A 17,894-nucleotide genomic window follows, 5' to 3' on the forward strand; every position below is an offset into this window, starting at 1 on the left:
GCCTGGCGTGGGATGTGGGTGCCTGGGGATCGAGCGCCGCCCGCGCGGCGCATCGCGAGCTGCGCTCGCTCCTACGTTTGTTTCGGGCCAATAATTCCTGTGGGATTTGCGCGCGAACGCCTTGGCGCATGGCGCGATATCGCGTCGTACAAACAAGGCGGTCGCGCGCGCCTGTCACAGGCGTAACTGGCCCGAAACAAACGTAGGAGCGAGCGTAGCTCGCGATGCGCCGCGCGGGCGGCGCTCGATCTATGCACCACCTCAAAACTCAAGGCAGACACCTGGTGGCCTAGACCCTACCGCTCGGCGAGCACATTTGCGGCTAAACCAGAAAAGGGCGCCGAAGCGCCCTTTTGGTCGGCGTATCAGGGTTCAGAGGAACACGAACTTGGCAATGAAGATCGCGCACAGCACCCACAGGCTGGCGGAAATTTCCTTGTATTTGCCAGTGCCCGCCTTCAATGCCACATAGCTGATGAAGCCCAGGGCAATACCGTCGGCGACCGAGAAGGTCAATGGCATCATGATCACCGTGACGATCGCCGGAATGCTGTCTGTGGCTTCATCCCAATGGATATGCGCCATGCTGCCCATCATCAACATCGCCACATAAATAAGTGCACCCGCCGTCGCATAGGCCGGAATCATCCCAGCCAGCGGGGCGAAGAACATCGCGGCGATGAACAACAGGCCCACTACTACCGCAGTAAGGCCGGTACGCCCGCCCGCCGCTACACCTGCGGCACTTTCCACATAGCTGGTGACTGGCGGTACACCTACCACCGCACCGAACACGCTCGATGCACTGTCAGCCTTCAACGCCTTCGACAGGTTCTCGATACGCCCGTCCGGTGCCACCAGGTTGGCACGCTGCGCCACGCCCATCAGCGTGCCGGCGGTGTCGAACATGTGCACGAACAGAAACGCCAGCACCACGCTGATCATGCTGACGTTGAACACGCCAGCCACGTCCATGGCCATCCAGGTCGGTGCCAGGCTAGGCGGCATCGACATCACCCCGCCAAACTTGACCAGGCCCAGGCCCCAACCTGCCAAGGTGACGCCAATGATGCTGATGAGGATCGCGCCAAACACCCGCTTGTAGCTGAGGATGGCGATCAGCAGGAAGCACACGGCCGCCAGCAGCGGCCCTGGCTCATGCAGCGAACCCAGCTTGATCAGCGTGGCGGGGCTGTCGACGATGATGCCTGCCGTCTTCAGGCCGATCAGCCCGAGGAACAATCCGACGCCGGCCCCCATGGCATGGCGCAGGCTGACCGGAATGCTGTTGAGCAGCCATTCGCGCACTTTCGACAAGGTCAGGAACATGAACAGCACACCCGAGATGAATACCGCCCCGAGCGCTGTTTCCCAGTTGTAGCCCATGGTGCCGACCACCGTGTAGGTGAAGAAGGCGTTAAGCCCCATGCCAGGGGCCAGGCCTACTGGCCAGTTGGCGTACAGGCCCATCAGCAGGCAGCCCAGCGCGGCGGCGATGCAGGTGGCGACGAAGGCGGCACCATGGTCGATGCCAGCGTCGGCCATGATGTTGGGGTTGACGAAGATGATGTAGGCCATGGTGATGAAGGTGGTCACCCCGGCGATCATTTCGGTTTTGACGGTGCTGCCGTGTTGCTTGAGTTTGAAAATCCGCTCCAGCCAGCTCGTTTCGAGCGGTGGGGCGAGATCCAGCGTAGGGGCTTCGGATTTGCGGCTTTCCACAGCGAGTACTCCTCAAGTCTTTCTTGTTGTAGTTGGGGCCAGTTTCCTGAGCGATGCACTTGGCGGCCCCACGAGGGAAGGCAGACGTCCGACCGGTTTGTTGACTCATGGGTCAAGAAGTTGCTCGGTGGATTATGCTTTTGTGTACAAAGAATGCAAATAATGTTTTATGTTTTGTGTGCGCAATGCGTCGTACAACGGCTATATAGGTGAAACGCCCCCTGCGGAATCGCCTCAGCCTGTGTACAATGGCGCCATACTTTCTCTTCGTGCCTCGAGAGCCCATGAACGAACAGCTGCAACCTCTGAAAAAACCTGCACGTGTCGGCAAGGCCGGCCGCAGCGGTACCCAGGACGACATCGTCTACGCGCATATTTTCGAGGCGATCCTCGAGCAGCGTCTGGCCCCGGGCACCAAGTTGAGCGAGGAAGCGCTGGGCGAAATCTTTGGCGTCAGCCGCACCATCATCCGTCGTGCCTTGTCGCGTCTGGCCCATGAAAGCGTGGTGCTGCTGCGGCCGAACCGCGGCGCGGTGGTGGCCAGCCCGACCGTGGAAGAGGCACGTCAGGTGTTCTTCTCGCGGCGCATGGTCGAACGCGCCATTACCGAGTTGGCCGTGCAGCACGCCACCCTCGACCAGCTCAACGAGCTGCGGCAGATGGTGCGTGAAGAGCGCGACAGCTTCTCGCGCGGTGATCGCGGCGCCGGCATTCGCCTTTCCGGCGAGTTCCACCTCAAGCTGGCCGAAGCGGCGGGCAATGCACCGCTGGTGAGTTTCCAGCGCAGCCTGGTATCGCAGACCTCGCTGATCATTGCCCAGTACGAAAGCGGCAACCGCTCGCACTGCTCGTATGACGAGCACATGCAACTGATCGATGCCATCGAGGCACGTGATGCCGAGCAGGCAGTGAGCCTGATGATGCACCACATGGACCACATCGACAGCAAGCTGAACCTGGATGAGGAGAGTGCCTCGGACGATCTGCATGCGGTGTTCTCGCATTTGCTGAAAAAGCCCAAGGTTTCCGCCAAGGGTTGATCGTTTGCCAGGGTGATTGAGGGGGCCTGCAAAGCAGCCCCCGGCCATAACTGGCCATCAGCCAAAGGTCTGCTAAATTCTTGTGAGCAAACCTTCATCAAGCAGTTGGGCTTGCGCATTCGTTGCGTTCAACTTCTTGAGGAATGGATTCATGAGCATGTCCCTCGGTAAACGCATGGGTGCCGAACTGATCGGTACCTTCTGGCTGGTGCTTGGTGGCTGCGGCAGTGCGGTACTCGCAGCCAGTTCCCCTGTCGGCATCGGCGTACTCGGTGTTGCCTTCGCCTTCGGCCTCACCGTGCTGACCATGGCCTTCGCCATCGGCCATATCTCTGGCTGTCACCTTAATCCTGCTGTGTCCTTTGGGCTGGTGGTGGGCGGGCGTTTTCCTGCCAAAGAGCTGCTGCCCTACGTGATTGCGCAAGTGATCGGCGCCATCCTGGCGGCAGGAGTGATCTACCTCATCGCCAGCGGCAAGGCCGGTTTCGAATTGTCCTCGGGGCTGGCGTCCAACGGCTATGCCGACCATTCGCCCGGCGGCTACACGCTGGGGGCAGGCTTTGTCAGTGAAGTGGTGATGACGGCGATGTTCCTGGTGGTGATCATGGGCGCGACCGATTCCCGCGCACCAGCAGGCTTTGCGCCCATCGCCATCGGTCTGGCCCTGACCCTGATTCACCTGATCTCCATCCCGGTGACCAATACCTCGGTCAACCCCGCGCGCAGCACGGGGCCGGCATTGTTCGTTGGCGGTTGGGCCTTGCAGCAGCTGTGGCTGTTCTGGGTGGCGCCGCTGATCGGTGCTGCAATCGGCGGCGCGCTGTACCGGGGCCTGGCGAAAGAACCTTAGCGCTGGTGCACGCAACGCCCGGCGGCGTAGGTTTCGCGCACTGTGCGGTCATCGCCCAGGGTGGTGAGCACGAACAAGGTCTCTTCAATGCTGTTGGACTGCTGAATGCGGTAGTCCAGCAGCGGCGTGGCCTTGTAGTCCAGCACCACGAAGTCGGCATCATTACCCGGGCGCAGGCTGCCGATGCGGTCATCCAGGCGCAGCGCGCGGGCGCCGCCGAGGGTGGCCAGGTACAGTGACTTGTATGGGTGCAGGCGCGCGCCTTGCAGCTGCATCACCTTGTACGCTTCGTTCAGGGTGTTGAGCAGCGAGAAGCTGGTGCCGGCGCCCACATCGGTACCCAGGCCCACGTTGACCTTGAAGCGCTCGGCCTGGGGCAGGTTGAACAGACCGCTGCCCAGGAACAGGTTGGAAGTAGGGCAGAAGGCCACTGCCGAGCCGGTTTCAGCCAGGCGCTGGCATTCGTCGTCGCACAGGTGCACGCCGTGGGCGAACACCGAGCGCTCGCCCAGCAGTTCGAAGTGGTCGTATACGTCCAGGTAGCCCTTCTGCTCGGGGAACAGTGACTTGACCCAGTCGATTTCCTTGATGTTTTCCGACAGGTGCGTGTGCATGTACACGCCTGGGTGTTCCTTGAGCAATTGGCCCGCCAGGGTCAGCTGCTGCGGCGTGCTGGTCGGGGCGAAGCGCGGGGTTACCGCATAGTGCAGGCGGCCCTTGCCATGCCAGCGCTCGATCAGCGCCTTGCTTTCGGCGTAACCGGATTCTGCGGTGTCAGTCAGGTAATCCGGGGCGTTGCGGTCCATCATCACCTTGCCGGCGATCAGGCGCAGGTCCAGGCGCTCGGCCTCTTCGAACAACGCATTGACCGATTCCGGGTGCACGCTGCCGAATACCAGCGCGGTGGTGGTGCCGTTGCGCAGCAGTTCCTTGAGGAAGATCTTCGCCACCTGGTCGGCATGGCCTTTGTCGGCGAACTGCTTTTCGCAGGGGAAGGTGTAAGTGTTCAGCCAGTCCAGCAACTGCTCGCCATAGGAGCCGATCATGCCGGTCTGCGGGAAATGGATGTGGGTGTCGATGAAGCCCGGGGTGATCAGCGCATCCTGGTAGTGCTCGACGGGGATGTCGGCATCCAGGGTCGGCAGCAGCTCGCTGGCGTGACCAATGGCGCTGATGCGGCCGTCGTCGACCACCAGCAGGCCGTCTTCGAAGTATTCATGGGAAGCCTCCAGGCCAACCTCGGCCGGGTCGGCGATGCTGTGCAGGATGGCGGCACGGTAGGCTTTGCGGGTAACGGTCATAACACACTCGTCAATTGGCTTGGCTGCGCCGGGAGGGCGGCAGCAACTGGGCAATGGGGCCGGCATTGGCGGCAGCGTCGTGCTGGCCGAAGCAGGCGTTGTAGGTGGCGATGATTTCGCCGGCGATGGACACGGCGATTTCGATGGGCAGCTTGCCCTTTACCTCTGGCAGGCCCATCGGGCAGCGCATGCGCGCCATCACGGCGTCGTCGTAGCCGCGCTCGCGCAGGCGGTGCTCGAATTTGACTCGTTTGGTCTTCGAGCCGATCAGGCCGAACCAGGTGAAGTCGTTGCGCTTGAGAATGGCGGCGGTGAGTTCCAGGTCGAGTTGGTGGTTGTGGGTCATGACGATGCAGTAGCTGCCTGGCGGCAGGTCCGCGACTTCGTCGACCGGCTCCTCACAGACCACCTTGGTCACCCCGCTTGGGATGTGCTCGGGGAATTCCTGTTCGCGCGAGTCGATCCAGCGCACCCGGCAGGGCAGCGCGGCGAGCAAGGGTACCAGAGCCCGGCCGACATGGCCCGCGCCGAACACGGCGATCTGCGCCTGCACGGCGGCCATCGGTTCGAACAGCAGCACGGTGACGCCGCCGCAGCACTGGCCCAGGCTGGCACCGAGGCTGAAGCGCTCCAGGTGTGGGGTGGTGCGCTGCTCTTCGAGCATTTGCCGGGCGATGTGCAGGGCCTTGTATTCCAGGTGGCCGCCGCCGATGGTGTCGAACAGGCCAGTGGCACTGACGACCATCTTGGAACCGGCGTTGCGCGGGGTTGAGCCGCGCTCCTCGATGATGGTCACCAGCACGCAGGCTTCGCCACGGGACTGGTGGTCGGCGAGGGCGTTGATCCATTGGTGCATGATGCAACCTCTCTAAGACGTCGACACGGCCCCTTTGTAGGAGCGGCCTTGTGTCGCGAAAGGGCTGCGAAGCGGCCCCAAAATCTCGGTTACTACATAGATTGTTGGGGCTGCTGCGCAGCCCTTTCGCGACACAAGGCCGCTCCTGCATGGAACCTCGCTGTCAGTGGGTGACGGTTTCCAGTTCCTGTTCGGCAGGTTGGGTTTCAGCCAGCGCCTTGCGCATCTGCTCACAACCCCACAGCACCCGCTCCGGTGTCGCCGGCGCGTCGATGTTCGGCTGCACCCGGTAATCGGCCAAGCTGGCCACGGCGTCCTTGATCGCACACCAGGCAGCGATGCCGAGCATGAACGGTGGCTCGCCCACGGCCTTGGAGTGGAACACGGTGTCTTCCGGGTTCTTGCGGTTTTCCACCAGCTTCACCCGCAAGTCCAGCGGCATGTCGGCAACTGCCGGGATCTTGTAGCTGGCCGGGCCGTTGGTCATCAGCTTGCCCTTGGCGTTCCACACCAGCTCTTCGGTAGTCAGCCAGCCCATGCCCTGGATGAATCCGCCTTCCACCTGGCCGATGTCGATCGCCGGGTTCAGCGAATCGCCCACGTCGTGCAGGATGTCGGCGCGCAGCATCTTGTACTCGCCGGTCAGGGTGTCGACGATCACTTCCACGCAGGCAGCGCCAAAGGCGAAGTAGTAGAACGGCCGGCCGCGGGCCTGGCTGCGGTCGTAGAAAATCTTCGGCGTGCGGTAGAAACCGGTGCTGGAGAGCGACACCTGGGCGAAGTAAGCCTGCTGCACCAGTTGCTCGAAGCTGACGATCTGGTCGCGTACGCGCACGTGGCCGTTGCGGAACTCGACGTCTTCCTCGGTCACCTGATAGTGCCGTGCGGCGAACTCGGTCAGGCGACGCTTGAGGATTTCGGCAGCGTTTTGCGCCGCCTTGCCGTTCAGGTCGGCGCCACTGGAGGCCGCTGTCGGCGATGTGTTGGGCACCTTGTCGGTGTTGGTGGCGGTGATCTGGATGCGGCTGAAGTCCACCTGGAAGATCTGCGCCACCACCTGTGCCACCTTGGTGTTCAGGCCTTGGCCCATCTCGGTGCCGCCGTGGTTCAGGTGAATACTGCCGTCGGTGTAGATATGGATCAGTGCGCCGGCCTGGTTGAGGAAGGTGGCGGTGAACGAAATACCGAACTTGACCGGCGTCAGTGCCAGGCCTTTCTTCAGGATCGGGCTGTTGGCATTGAAACGGCGGATCGACTCGCGACGCTCGGCATAGTCGCTGCTGGCCTCCAGCTCGGCGGTCATCTCGTCGAGCATGTTGTGCTCGACGGTCTGGTAGTAATGGGTGACGTTACGCTCGGTCTTGCCGTAGTAGTTTGCCTTGCGCACTGCCAGCGGATCACGGCCCAGATGGCGGGCGATGTGGTCCATCACCTGCTCGATGGCAACCATGCCCTGTGGGCCGCCAAAGCCACGGTAGGCGGTGTTGGAGGCAGTGTTGGTCTTGCAGCGGTGGCCGTGCACGGTGGCATCGCCCAGGTAGTAGGCGTTGTCGGAGTGGAACATGGCACGGTCGACGATCGAACCGGACAGGTCGGGCGAGTAGCCGCAGTTGCCGGCCAGGTCGAAGTTGATACCGTGCAGCCGGCCGTTGTCGTCAAAGCCCACGTCGTACTCGACGTAGAACGGGTGGCGCTTGCCGGTCATGGTCATGTCTTCGACCCGTGGCAGACGCATCTTGGTCGGCTGGCCGGTCAGGCGCGCCACGACCGCGCACAGGCACGCCGGGCTGGCAGCCTGGGTTTCCTTGCCGCCAAAACCGCCACCCATGCGGCGCATGTCCAGCACCACCTTGTTCATTGGCACGTCGAGCACTTCGGCGACCAGTTTCTGCACTTCGGTGGGGTTTTGCGTGGAGCAGTAGACGATCATGCCGCCATCTTCGGTAGGCATCACCGAGGAAATTTGCGTTTCCAGGTAGAAGTGTTCCTGGCCGCCGATATGCAGGGTCCCCTGGATACGGTGCGGGGCGCTGGCCAGGGCGGCAGCGGAATCGCCGCGCTGGTGGGTGTGGCTGTCGAGCACGAAGTGTTTCTTGCGCAGCGCTTCGACCACGTCCAGTACCGGCTCCAGGTCTTCGTATTCGACGATGGCGGCCATGGCCGCGCGGCGAGCGGTTTCAAGGTCACAGGCAGCGACGGCAAGCACGGGCTGGCCGAAGAACTCGACCTTGTCGATGGCCAGCAGTGGGTCGCCGGCCACCACCGGGCCGATGTCTTTCAGGCCGGGGATGTCTTCGTGGGTGATGGCGATGCGCACGCCCTCGAAGGCATAGCACGGCGTGGTGTCGATGCGCAGGATGCGCGCATGGGCACGGTCGGCGGTGCGCGCATAGACGTGCAACTGGTTGGGAAATTCCAGGCGATCGTCAATGTACAGCGCCTCGCCAGATACATGCTTGTCGGCGCTGTCGTGCTTGACGCTGCGGCCCACCCCGGTGGTCAGGTCCTGGCTGAACAATTCGGCCATCTCGGCCTGGCTTTTGGCTACGTGATGGTTAGACATAAGCGGTCACCCGGGTTTCGATGTACGGCGTTTGCTGTTCGATGAAGTACTTGCGCAACAGGTTTTGCGCAGTCAACAGGCGGTATTCCTTGCTGGCGCGGAAGTCGCTGAGCGGGGTGAAGTCTTCGGCCAGGGCTAGGCAGGCGCGCTCGATGGCGGCCTGGTCCCACGGTTTGCCACGCAGCGCCGCCTCGCAGGCGCGGGCGCGCTTGGGGATCGCTGCCATGCCGCCGAAGGCGATGCGCACGCCGCTGACCACGCCGTTTTCGATGCTCAGGTTAAATGCCGCGCACACGGCGGAGATGTCATCGTCCAGCCGCTTGGACACCTTGTAGGCGCGGAACGCCCAGTCGCGGGTGGCGCGCGGCACGATGATCTTCTCGATGAACTCGCTGTCCTGGCGGGCGGTGATGCGGTAGTCGATGAAGTAGTCTTCCAGTGGCATCACCCGCTGGCGCTCGCCTTGGCGCAGGACCACCTGCGCGTCCAGGGCAATCAGCAGGGGAGGCGAGTCGCCGATGGGCGAGGCGTTGCCGATGTTGCCGCCCAGCGTGCCCTGGTTGCGGATCTGCAGCGAGGCGAAGCGGTGCAGCAGGGCGCCAAAGTCGGGGTATTCGTCGTTCAGCGCGCCGTAGCAGTCGGTGAGCGGGGTGGCGGCGCCGATTTCCAGGTGGCTGGCGGTTTTCTCGATGCGCTTGAGCTCGGCCACGTGACCGACATAGATCATCACGGGCAAGGTCTTGTGAAACTGGGTCACTTCCAGCGCCAGGTCGGTACCACCGGCCAGCAGGCGGGCTTCGGGGTGCGAGCTGTACAGGTCGGCCAGGTCGGCTACGGTCAGCGGCACCAGGCAGCGCTTGTCACCGCTGTTCAGCTCGCCGGTCTGGGTTGGCGTAATGGCCTTGAGGCGGCTGATGGTTTGCGCCTGCTGGGCATCGAACTGGTCGCGGCAGGGCTGGCGGCAGCTCTGCTCGGCGGCGTCGAGGATCGGCCGGTAGCCGGTGCAGCGGCACAGGTTGCCGGCCAGGGCTTCCTGGGCCTGGTGCAGGTCGGGGCCGCTGCTGTTCTTTTGCAGGGCGAACAGCGACATGACGAAGCCGGGGGTGCAGAAGCCGCATTGCGAGCCGTGGCAATCGGCCATGGCCTGTTGCACGCTGTGCAGCTGGCCTTGGTGCTTGAGCCCTTCGACGCTGATCAGCTGCTTGCCGTGCAGCGACGAGACGAACGTCAGGCACGAGTTGAGGCTGCGGTAGCGCAGGCTGTCGTTACCTTGTTCGTCCTGGGTCAGTTCGCCGACTACCACGGTGCAGGCGCCGCAGTCACCACTGGCGCAGCCCTCCTTGGTACCGGGTTTGCCCAGGTGCTCGCGCAGGTACTGCAGCACCGTCATGTTCGGGTCCAGGGCGTGCTCACTACGCAGCTCCTGGTTGACGAGAAACTGGATCACGGGGATGGCCTCGCAATGGTTTTATTGTTGTTGGGCGGACTCTAAGCAACACCTGTCTAGCAGGTCAATATTTTTCTGACTCAAAGGTCAAGAAAATGCTCATGTCCATGCCCGGCCGAACACATTGCCCATATCCCAAGCATAGATCGCGCCGGGCGCATGGCTGTCTGGCAGGTCAAATAAACCGCCCGGGCCCTCTGCGCGATTACCGCCCAAGTACGCTACAATCCGCCCCTTGTGCCCAGTTCAATGATTTTGAAGGAAAACCATGACGTTCAAGGCCCCGGACAGCCTCTCCGAGCAGATTGCCGATTACCTGGCCGAACGCATCATCCGCGGCGAGCTGGCGCCAGGCGAGCGTATCCAGGAGCAGAAGGTCACCCAGGCGCTCAACGTCAGCCGTGGGTCGGTGCGCGAAGCACTGCTGATTCTCGAACGCCGCCACCTGGTGGCCATCTTGCCGCGCCGGGGTGCCCATGTAACCGAGCTGGACGAGCGCAGCGTGCGCAGCCTGTGCTCGCTGATGGGCGAGTTCTACATCCTGCTGGGTAACGCGGTTGCGCAAAAATGGCGCACCGAAGCCGACCTGCGCCCGTTTCTGGAAATCCAGCAGCGCCTGCAGCGTGCCCATGACCAACTCGACATCAAGACCTTCGTCGCCGACAGCTTTGCGGTGATGCGCGCGGCCTATCCGTTCGCCGACAACCCGTTCCTGCAGGAAACCGTGGAAAACCTGCAGCCGGCCATGAGCCGTGCCTACTACCTGTCGCTGGACCAGCGACAGGCCAACATGATCGACTACCTCGACCTGTTCGCCCGGCTGCTCGAAGCCGTGGTCGCCCGTGACCTGCCGCGCATTCGCGAGGTGCTCACTGCCTACGGCCAGCGCAGCTGCGAACTGGTGCTGGCGGCACTGGCCCGAGGCTGACCGATGCGCCTGAAGTGCATTCGTCTGGCCGGGTTCAAGTCGTTCGTCGACCCGACCACGGTCAACTTCCCCAGCAACATGGCGGCTGTGGTAGGCCCCAACGGCTGCGGCAAGTCCAACATCATCGACGCGGTGCGCTGGGTGATGGGCGAGAGTTCGGCGAAGAACCTGCGCGGCGAGTCGATGACCGACGTCATCTTCAACGGCTCGAGTGGCCGCAAACCGGTCAGCCAGGCGAGCATCGAGCTGGTGTTCGACAACAGCGAAACTACCCTGGTTGGCGAATATGCTGCCTACGCCGAGATCTCGATCCGGCGCAAGGTGACCCGCGACGGGCAGAACAGCTATTACCTCAACGGCACCAAATGCCGAAGGCGTGACATTACCGACATCTTCCTCGGTACCGGCCTGGGGCCGCGCAGCTATTCGATCATCGAGCAGGGCATGATCTCCAAGCTGATCGAAGCCAAGCCCGAGGAGCTGCGCAACTTCATCGAGGAAGCCGCCGGCATCTCCAAGTACAAGGAGCGCCGCCGCGAAACCGAGAACCGCATCCGCCGCACCCAGGAAAACCTGGCCCGCCTGACCGACTTGCGCGAAGAGCTCGAGCGCCAGCTGGAGCGGCTGCATCGTCAGGCCCAGGCCGCCGAGAAGTACCGCGAGTACAAGGCCCAGGAGCGCCAGATGAAGGCGTGCCTGGCGGCCTTGCGCTGGCGCGGCCTTGACGAGCAGGTACGCCAGCGCGAGTCGGTGATCGGCGATCAGGGCGTGTCCCACGAGGCGCTGGTGGCCGAGCAGCGCAATGCCGACGCGAGCATCGAACGCCTGCGTGACGGCCATCACGAATTGTCCGAACGCTTCAATCAGGTGCAAGGCCGCTTCTACTCGGTGGCCGGTGACATCGCCCGGGTCGAGCAGAGCATCCAGCACGGCCAGCAGCGCTTGCGCCAGTTGCAGGACGACTTCAAAGAGGCCGAACGCACCCGCCTGGAAACCGAATCGCACCTTGGCCACGACCGCATCCTGCTGGCCACCTTGGGCGAAGAGCTGGCCATGCTCGAACCCGAGCAGGAAATGACCCTGGCCGCTGCCGAAGAGGCCGCTGCCGCGCTTGAGGAGGCCGAGCTGGGCATGCACGGCTGGCAGGAACAGTGGGACAGCTTCAACAGCCGTTCCGCCGAGCCGCGCCGCCAGGCTGAAGTGCAGCAGACGCGCCTGCAGCAGCTGGAAACCAGCCTGGAGCGCCAGGCCGAGCGCCAGCGCAAGCTGGGCGAAGAGCGCGAGCAGCTGGGTAGCGAGCCGCAGGATGTGGCCATGCTCGAATTTGCCGAGCAACTGGCCAGCAGCGAAATGTTACTGGAAGAATTGCAACTGTCCGAAGAGCAGGTGGTCGAGCGCCTGGAAGGCACGCGCGAGCAACTGCAGCAGGCCACCCAGGCCCAGCAGCAGGCACAGGGCGACCTGCAGCGCCTGGGCGGGCGCCTGGCCTCCCTTGAAGCCTTGCAGCAGGCTGCTCTGGAGCCGGGTACAGGCGCTGCGCACTGGCTGCACGACCAAGGGCTGGAGCAACAGCCGCGGCTGGCCGAAGGATTGCGAGTAGAGCCAGGTTGGGAAACGGCCGTGGAGACTGTGCTCGGCGCCGATCTGCAGGCTGTGCTGGTAGACGATTTCAACCGCCTCGATTTTGCTGGCCTGGAGCAAGGCGAGTTGCGCCTGCTGCTGGCCAGCGACAACAGCTTGCCTTTGCCGGGCAGCCTGCTGGAAAAGGTCCAGGGCCGTATCGACCTGGCGCCCTGGTTGGGCCAGGTCAAGCCCGTGGAAGACCTTGCCCAGGCACTGGCGCAGCGCGCATCGCTTGGCGAAGGGCATAGTTTGGTCAGCCGAGATGGCTACTGGGTTGGCCGGCACTTCTTGCGGGTGCGCCGTGGTGGTGAAGCCGAAGGCGGCGTGCTGGCGCGCGGCCAGGAAATCGAGCGCCTGGGCCAGGAACAACTGGAACAGGAAGCAGCACTGGAGCAGCTCGATCAACAGTTGCAGGCCCTGCGCGAGCAGCAGTTGGGCCTGGAGGAGCAGCGCGAACAGTTGCGCCGCCGCACCCAGGAAGAGAGCCGCCTGCACGGCGAGCTGAAGGCCAACCTTTCGGCCAGCCGTGCGCGTGCCGAGCAGGTCGAGCTGCGCCGCCGGCGCCTGCAAGAAGAACTGAGCGAACTGGAAGAGCAGCGCGCCCTGGAGCACGAGCAACTGGGCGAAGCACGCCTGTTGTTGCAAGAAGCCCTTGAGCTGATGGCCCAGGACACCGAGCAGCGCGAACAGTTGATGGCCCGCCGCGACACCCTGCGCGAAGGCCTCGACCGGGTGCGCCAGGAGGCTCGCCAGCACAAGGATCACGCCCACCAGCTCGCGGTGCGTCTAGGGTCGCTGCGTGCCCAGCACGATTCCACCCGCCAGGCCCTGGAGCGCCTGGAACAGCAGGCTGCGCGCTTGACCGAGCGGCAGGAGCAACTGAGCCTGAACCTGGAGGAGGGTGAGGCCCCGCAGGAAGAGCTGCGCCTGAAGCTCGAAGAGTTACTGGAACGACGCATGAGCGTCGACGAGGAAATGCGCCAGGCCCGCCTGCACATGGACGAAGCCGACCGCGAGCTGCGTGATGCCGAAAAACGGCGCACCCAGGCTGAGCAGCAGGCCCAGCTGCTGCGCGGCCAGCTGGAGCAGCTGCGCCTGGAGTGCCAAGGCCTTGATGTGCGACGCAAGACGCTGCAGGAGCAACTGCTGGCCGACGGCTACGACCTGCAAGGCGTGCTCGCTACCCTGGAGGCCGAGGCCAGCGAGCAGGGTACCGAACAGACGTTGGAACAGCTTGAAGCGCGCATCCAGCGCCTGGGGGCGATCAACCTGGCGGCCATCGAAGAATATGAACAGCAGTCCGAGCGAAAACGCTACCTGGACGCCCAGGACGCCGACCTGGTCGAAGCGCTGGAGACCCTGGAAAACGTCATTCGCAAAATCGACAAGGAAACCCGCAACCGCTTCAAGGATACCTTTGATCAGATAAATGCCGGATTACAGGCACTTTTCCCAAAAGTTTTCGGTGGTGGCAGCGCTTATCTGGAACTGACGGGCGAAGATCTACTCGATACAGGGGTGACGATCATGGCGCGGCCACCGGGCAAGAAGAACAGCACCATCCATCTGCTGTCCGGCGGCGAGAAAGCACTGACCGCCTTGGCGCTGGTGTTTGCCATCTTCAAGTTGAACCCCGCACCGTTCTGCATGCTCGACGAGGTCGATGCGCCGCTGGACGATGCCAACGTCGGGCGCTATGCGCGCCTGGTCAAGGAAATGAGTGAAAGCGTGCAGTTCATCTACATCACCCATAACAAGATTGCCATGGAAATGGCGGACCAATTGATGGGGGTGACCATGCATGAACCCGGTTGTTCACGTCTTGTTGCAGTTGATGTGGAGGCGGCCATGGCCATGGTCGACGCTTGATGCGCGACGATGGAGGCATTTTCTGCAGCGAAATGCCCCCGTCATGTGCGACAGACGGTGTAAAGTTGTCTTTGGTCGTGCTAGCTTAATGTCACTCGTTTTTTGCGTGGGTAAAACGCCTGTCAGAACATAGAGTTGGCGCCACGTGTTAAAGGGCTTTGAACCCTTTGTTTTCAAGCATATTTTTATAGAGGCACGGGATTACATGGAAATCGGTCTGCGCGAGTGGCTGATCGTCATCGGCATCATTGTCATTGCCGGGATTCTTTTCGACGGCTGGCGCCGCATGCGCGGCGGGAAAGGCAAGTTGAAATTCCGTCTGGATCGCAGTTATTCCAATGTGCCGGACGAGGAAGGCGGCAGTGCCGAAGTGCTCGGCCCGTCGCGGGTGCTGGATACCCACAAGGAGCCTGAGCTGGACGAAAGCGACCTGCCGTCGCTCAGCGCTTCTGCGCGTGATCGAGAACGCGAGCACAAGCCGGCCAAGGCCAGCAAGCGCGGCAAGCGCGCCGCGGCTGCCGATGTGCAGCAGGGCGACCTTAACCTGAGCGCCGAGCCACGCGAGCCTGACCTGTTTGCCGACAGCGACGACGACTTTGCCGCCGACAACACCCGCAGCAATGCTGCGCCGGCTGCCAGCAGCAGCGTCAAGGACTTGCCGCCAGCCGAAGAAGTGCTGGTGATCAGCGTGATTTCCCGCGACGAGGGTGGCTTCAAGGGCCCGGCGTTGCTGCAGAACATTCTGGAAAGCGGCCTGCGCTTCGGCGAAATGGATATCTTCCATCGTCACGAGAGCATGGCCGGCCACGGCGAAGTGCTGTTCTCCATGGCCAACGCGGTCAAGCCTGGTGTGTTCGACCTGGACGACATCGACCACTTCAGCACCCGCGCGGTGAGCTTCTTCCTCGGCCTGCCGGGCCCGCGTCATCCGAAGCAGGCCTTCGATGTGATGGTGGCCGCCGCACGCAAGCTGGCCCACGAACTGAACGGTGAGCTCAAGGACGATCAGCGCAGCGTGCTGACGGCCCAGACCATCGAGCATTATCGCCAGCGTATCGTCGAGTTCGAGCGCCGTGCGCTGACCCAGAAGCGCTGATATGCCCAAGTGGGCAGGCCTGGCCTGGTGCTGTCCACCCTGTTTCAAGCGCAAGAGCAGCCAAGGGCTGCTCTTTTGCTTTGCAAGAGAACCTGAGAAATGACCGCCGAAACCCGTATCCATGAACTGCGTGCCGAACTCGACCAGCACAACTATCGCTATTACGTGCTCGACGAGCCCAGCGTGCCCGATGCCGAATACGACCGCCTGTTCAACGAGCTCAAGGCGTTGGAGGCTGAACACCCCCACCTGGTAACCCCCGATTCGCCAACCCAGCGCGTCGGTGGCGAGGCTTTGTCTGCGTTCAGCCAGGTACGCCACGAAGTGCCCATGCTCAGCCTGGGCAACGCCTTTGAAGAAACCGACCTGCGCGAATTCGGCCGCCGCGTGGTTGAAGGCCTCGACCAACCCGGTGCGGTCGACTACAGCTGTGAACCCAAGCTCGATGGCTTGGCCGTGAGCCTGTTGTACCGCGATGGCCAGTTGGTGCAGGGCGCCACCCGTGGCGACGGTACCACCGGCGAAGACATCAGTGCCAACGTGCGCACCGTGCGCAACATCCCGCTCAAACTGCAGGGCGAGGGCTGGCCAGCAGTGCTGGAAGTGCGCGGCGAGGTGTATATGAGCAAGGCCGGTTTCGACCGGCTCAATGCCGCTCAGGCCGAAGCCGGCGGCAAGACCTTCGCCAACCCGCGCAACGCTGCCGCCGGTAGCCTGCGCCAGCTGGATTCGAAAATCACCGCCAGCCGCCCGCTGGAGTTCTGCTGCTATGGCGTCGGCCAGGTGTCCGAGAGCATCGGCGACAGCCATATCGGTGTCCTCGAACAGCTCAAGGCCTGGGGCATGCCGATCAGTCGCGAGCTCAGGCATGCGGCGGGTATCGAAGAATGCCTGGCCTATTACCGCGACATTGGCGAGCGGCGTAACAGCCTGCAGTATGAGATCGACGGTGTGGTATTCAAGGTTAACAACCTGGCTGCCCAGCGCGAACTGGGCTTCCGCGCCCGAGAGCCACGCTGGGCGATTGCCCACAAATTCCCAGCCATGGAAGAGCTGACCGAGGTGCTGGACGTCGAGTTCCAGGTTGGCCGTACCGGTGCGGTAACGCCTGTGGCACGCCTGAAGCCGGTCAAGGTGGCCGGGGTAACCGTGTCCAACGCCACCCTGCACAACATGGACGAAATCGCTCGGCTGGGCTTGCGCATTGGCGATACGGTGATCATCCGCCGTGCCGGTGACGTGATCCCGCAGGTGATGCAGGTGGTGCTGGAGCGTCGCCCCGACGATGCCCGTCCGGTAGAAGTGCCAAGCGCATGCCCGGTGTGTGGCTCGCAAGTCGAGCGTACCCAACTGGTAAAGCGCAGCAAGGGCAAGGAAACCACCAGCGAAGGCGCGGTGTACCGCTGCGTTGGTCGCCTGGCCTGTGGCGCCCAGCTCAAGCAGGCGATCATTCACTATGTGTCGCGCCGGGCCATGGACATCGACGGCCTGGGCGAGAAGAGTGTCGAGCAGTTGGTGGACGAAGGCCTGATCGGCTCGCCGGCTGATCTGTACAAACTGGCGTTCGAGCAGATCGTTGGCCTTGAAGGCTTCGCCGAGGTGTCCAGCAAGAAGTTGCTCGATGCCATTGAGGCCAGCAAGCGCCCGAGCCTGGCGCGGTTCATCTACGCGTTGGGCATTCCCGACGTAGGCGAAGAGACCGCCAAGGTGCTGGCCCGCTCGCTGGGCAGCTTGGCGCGTGTGCAGCAGGCACTGCCGCAAGTGCTGACCTACTTGCCGGATATCGGCCTGGAGGTGGCCTACGAAATCCATAATTTCTTCGAAGACGAGCACAACCAGAAGGTCATTGAACAACTTCTGGCCAGTGGCATGAAATTGCAGGACGAAGGCGAACTGGCTGCCGAGTTCGCCGCCAGTACTACCTTGGCTGGGATGATTGCCAAGCTCGACATCGCCTCGGTCGGCCCGACCGGTGCCGAGAAGCTGGTGGCCAAGCTCGACAGCCTGGAGAAGATCATCGCCGCCGACGGCATCGACCTGCGCCAGGCCCTGGCGGCCAAGCAGGCTGATGCTGTGCGTGAGTTCTTCAAGGATGAAGCGAACCAGAAACTGGCGCGGGACATCGAAGCGCAGTTGCTGGCGTTCGGCATGCACTGGAGCTGCGAGAAGAAGGTTGCCGAAGGCTTGCCGCTGGCAGGCCAGACCTGGGTGCTGACCGGCACGCTGGAACGCATGAGCCGCGATATTGCCAAGGACAAGCTGGAAAGCCTGGGGGCCAAGGTGGCGGGTTCGGTTTCTGGCAAGACCCATTGCGTGGTGGCAGGGCCGGGGGCGGGCTCCAAGCTGGCCAAGGCCAGCGAGCTGGGCGTGAAGGTGCTGGATGAAGATGCATTCGTCACATTCCTGGCCGAGCAGGGCATTGTTGTTTAGAGCCCTGCGCTATCCCCAGTAGGCGTGGCCTTGCGTCGCGATCGGGCCGCACTGCGGTCCCACGATCTGACAAGTCATTGAGAAATGATGACTTTTTCGCCTACAGAGGTTGTATCTGCCCTCAAGACCGGTACAATGGCGCCACTCGCTGCTCAGCGAGGCATGTAGT

The 17,894-nt window shown here is 62.9% G+C and carries 11 protein-coding genes; 6 read left to right on the forward strand and 5 right to left on the reverse strand.

Annotated features, from left to right (window positions below; genetic code table 11):
• Positions 1–372 precede the first annotated feature (372 nt).
• The gene (locus Q9451_RS10970) at positions 373–1,692 is read right to left on the reverse strand and encodes an NCS2 family permease (protein WP_218580997.1); all 1,320 of its coding nucleotides are present in this window, start codon (positions 1,690–1,692) and stop codon (positions 373–375) included.
• A gap of 314 nt (positions 1,693–2,006) precedes the next feature.
• Between Q9451_RS10970 and Q9451_RS10975 the strand changes: the two genes are divergently transcribed.
• Together Q9451_RS10975 and aqpZ are read left to right on the forward strand one after the other, a co-directional pair.
• On the forward strand, positions 2,007–2,762 hold the full coding sequence (locus Q9451_RS10975) for a GntR family transcriptional regulator (protein WP_012273431.1): 756 nt from the start codon (positions 2,007–2,009) through the stop codon (positions 2,760–2,762).
• 151 nt (positions 2,763–2,913) lie between these two features.
• Complete coding sequence (aqpZ, locus tag Q9451_RS10980; protein WP_012273430.1) at positions 2,914–3,612, forward strand: aquaporin Z; 699 nt, start codon at positions 2,914–2,916, stop codon at positions 3,610–3,612.
• On the opposite strand, the gene guaD is transcribed toward aqpZ, so the two are convergent.
• From guaD to xdhA, 4 genes are all read right to left on the reverse strand, one after another.
• On the reverse strand, positions 3,609–4,913 hold the full coding sequence (guaD, locus tag Q9451_RS10985) for a guanine deaminase (RefSeq protein WP_012273429.1): 1,305 nt from the start codon (positions 4,911–4,913) through the stop codon (positions 3,609–3,611). The two genes, aqpZ and guaD, sit on opposite strands and share 4 nt — an antisense overlap.
• 10 nt (positions 4,914–4,923) lie before the next feature.
• Positions 4,924–5,769: a xanthine dehydrogenase accessory protein XdhC gene (gene xdhC, locus Q9451_RS10990; RefSeq protein WP_012273428.1), complete on the reverse strand. Its 846-nt coding sequence runs from the start codon at positions 5,767–5,769 to the stop codon at positions 4,924–4,926.
• A gap of 163 nt (positions 5,770–5,932) precedes the next feature.
• A complete protein-coding gene (xdhB, locus tag Q9451_RS10995) occupies positions 5,933–8,332 on the reverse strand; it encodes a xanthine dehydrogenase molybdopterin binding subunit (protein ID WP_012273427.1) in 2,400 nt (799 codons plus the stop codon).
• Positions 8,325–9,779 (reverse strand): xanthine dehydrogenase small subunit, encoded by a 1,455-nt coding sequence (gene xdhA, locus Q9451_RS11000; RefSeq protein WP_012273426.1) that lies wholly within the window; start codon positions 9,777–9,779, stop codon positions 8,325–8,327. Before xdhA ends, xdhB begins: the two co-directional genes overlap by 8 nt.
• 268 nt (positions 9,780–10,047) lie before the next feature.
• Here xdhA and Q9451_RS11005 point away from each other — a divergent pair, with 268 nt between their 5' ends.
• The 4 genes from Q9451_RS11005 to ligA all read left to right on the forward strand — a co-directional run bounded on the left by Q9451_RS11005 (position 10,048) and on the right by ligA (position 17,725).
• Positions 10,048–10,707: a GntR family transcriptional regulator gene (locus Q9451_RS11005; protein WP_012273425.1), complete on the forward strand. Its 660-nt coding sequence runs from the start codon at positions 10,048–10,050 to the stop codon at positions 10,705–10,707.
• Positions 10,708–10,710: 3 nt separating this feature from the next.
• Positions 10,711–14,199: a chromosome segregation protein SMC gene (smc, locus tag Q9451_RS11010; protein WP_345960915.1), complete on the forward strand. Its 3,489-nt coding sequence runs from the start codon at positions 10,711–10,713 to the stop codon at positions 14,197–14,199.
• A gap of 205 nt (positions 14,200–14,404) precedes the next feature.
• Positions 14,405–15,295, forward strand: a complete 891-nt coding sequence (gene zipA, locus Q9451_RS11015) for a cell division protein ZipA (protein ID WP_012273423.1) — start codon at positions 14,405–14,407, stop codon at positions 15,293–15,295.
• Positions 15,296–15,394: 99 nt separating this feature from the next.
• Entirely contained in the window at positions 15,395–17,725 is a 2,331-nt protein-coding gene (gene ligA, locus Q9451_RS11020; RefSeq protein ID WP_345960916.1) for an NAD-dependent DNA ligase LigA, read from the forward strand.
• Positions 17,726–17,894: the final 169 nt, after the last annotated feature.

It is taken from the genome of Pseudomonas sp. NY8896, from assembly GCF_039634505.1.

What these genes read in the sequence shown, in the direction of transcription:
- Q9451_RS10975 (WP_012273431.1), top strand. Translation starts at nt 2,007, where the DNA reads ATGAACGAACAGCTGCAACCTCTGAAAAAACCTGCACGTGTCGGCAAG.
- aqpZ (WP_012273430.1), top strand. Translation starts at nt 2,914, where the DNA reads ATGAGCATGTCCCTCGGTAAACGCATGGGTGCCGAACTGATCGGTACC.
- guaD (WP_012273429.1), bottom strand. Translation starts at nt 4,913, where the DNA reads ATGACCGTTACCCGCAAAGCCTACCGTGCCGCCATCCTGCACAGCATC.
- xdhC (WP_012273428.1), bottom strand. Translation starts at nt 5,769, where the DNA reads ATGCACCAATGGATCAACGCCCTCGCCGACCACCAGTCCCGTGGCGAA.
- xdhB (WP_012273427.1), bottom strand. Translation starts at nt 8,332, where the DNA reads ATGTCTAACCATCACGTAGCCAAAAGCCAGGCCGAGATGGCCGAATTG.
- Q9451_RS11005 (WP_012273425.1), top strand. Translation starts at nt 10,048, where the DNA reads ATGACGTTCAAGGCCCCGGACAGCCTCTCCGAGCAGATTGCCGATTAC.
- smc (WP_345960915.1), top strand. Translation starts at nt 10,711, where the DNA reads ATGCGCCTGAAGTGCATTCGTCTGGCCGGGTTCAAGTCGTTCGTCGAC.
- zipA (WP_012273423.1), top strand. Translation starts at nt 14,405, where the DNA reads ATGGAAATCGGTCTGCGCGAGTGGCTGATCGTCATCGGCATCATTGTC.
- ligA (WP_345960916.1), top strand. Translation starts at nt 15,395, where the DNA reads ATGACCGCCGAAACCCGTATCCATGAACTGCGTGCCGAACTCGACCAG.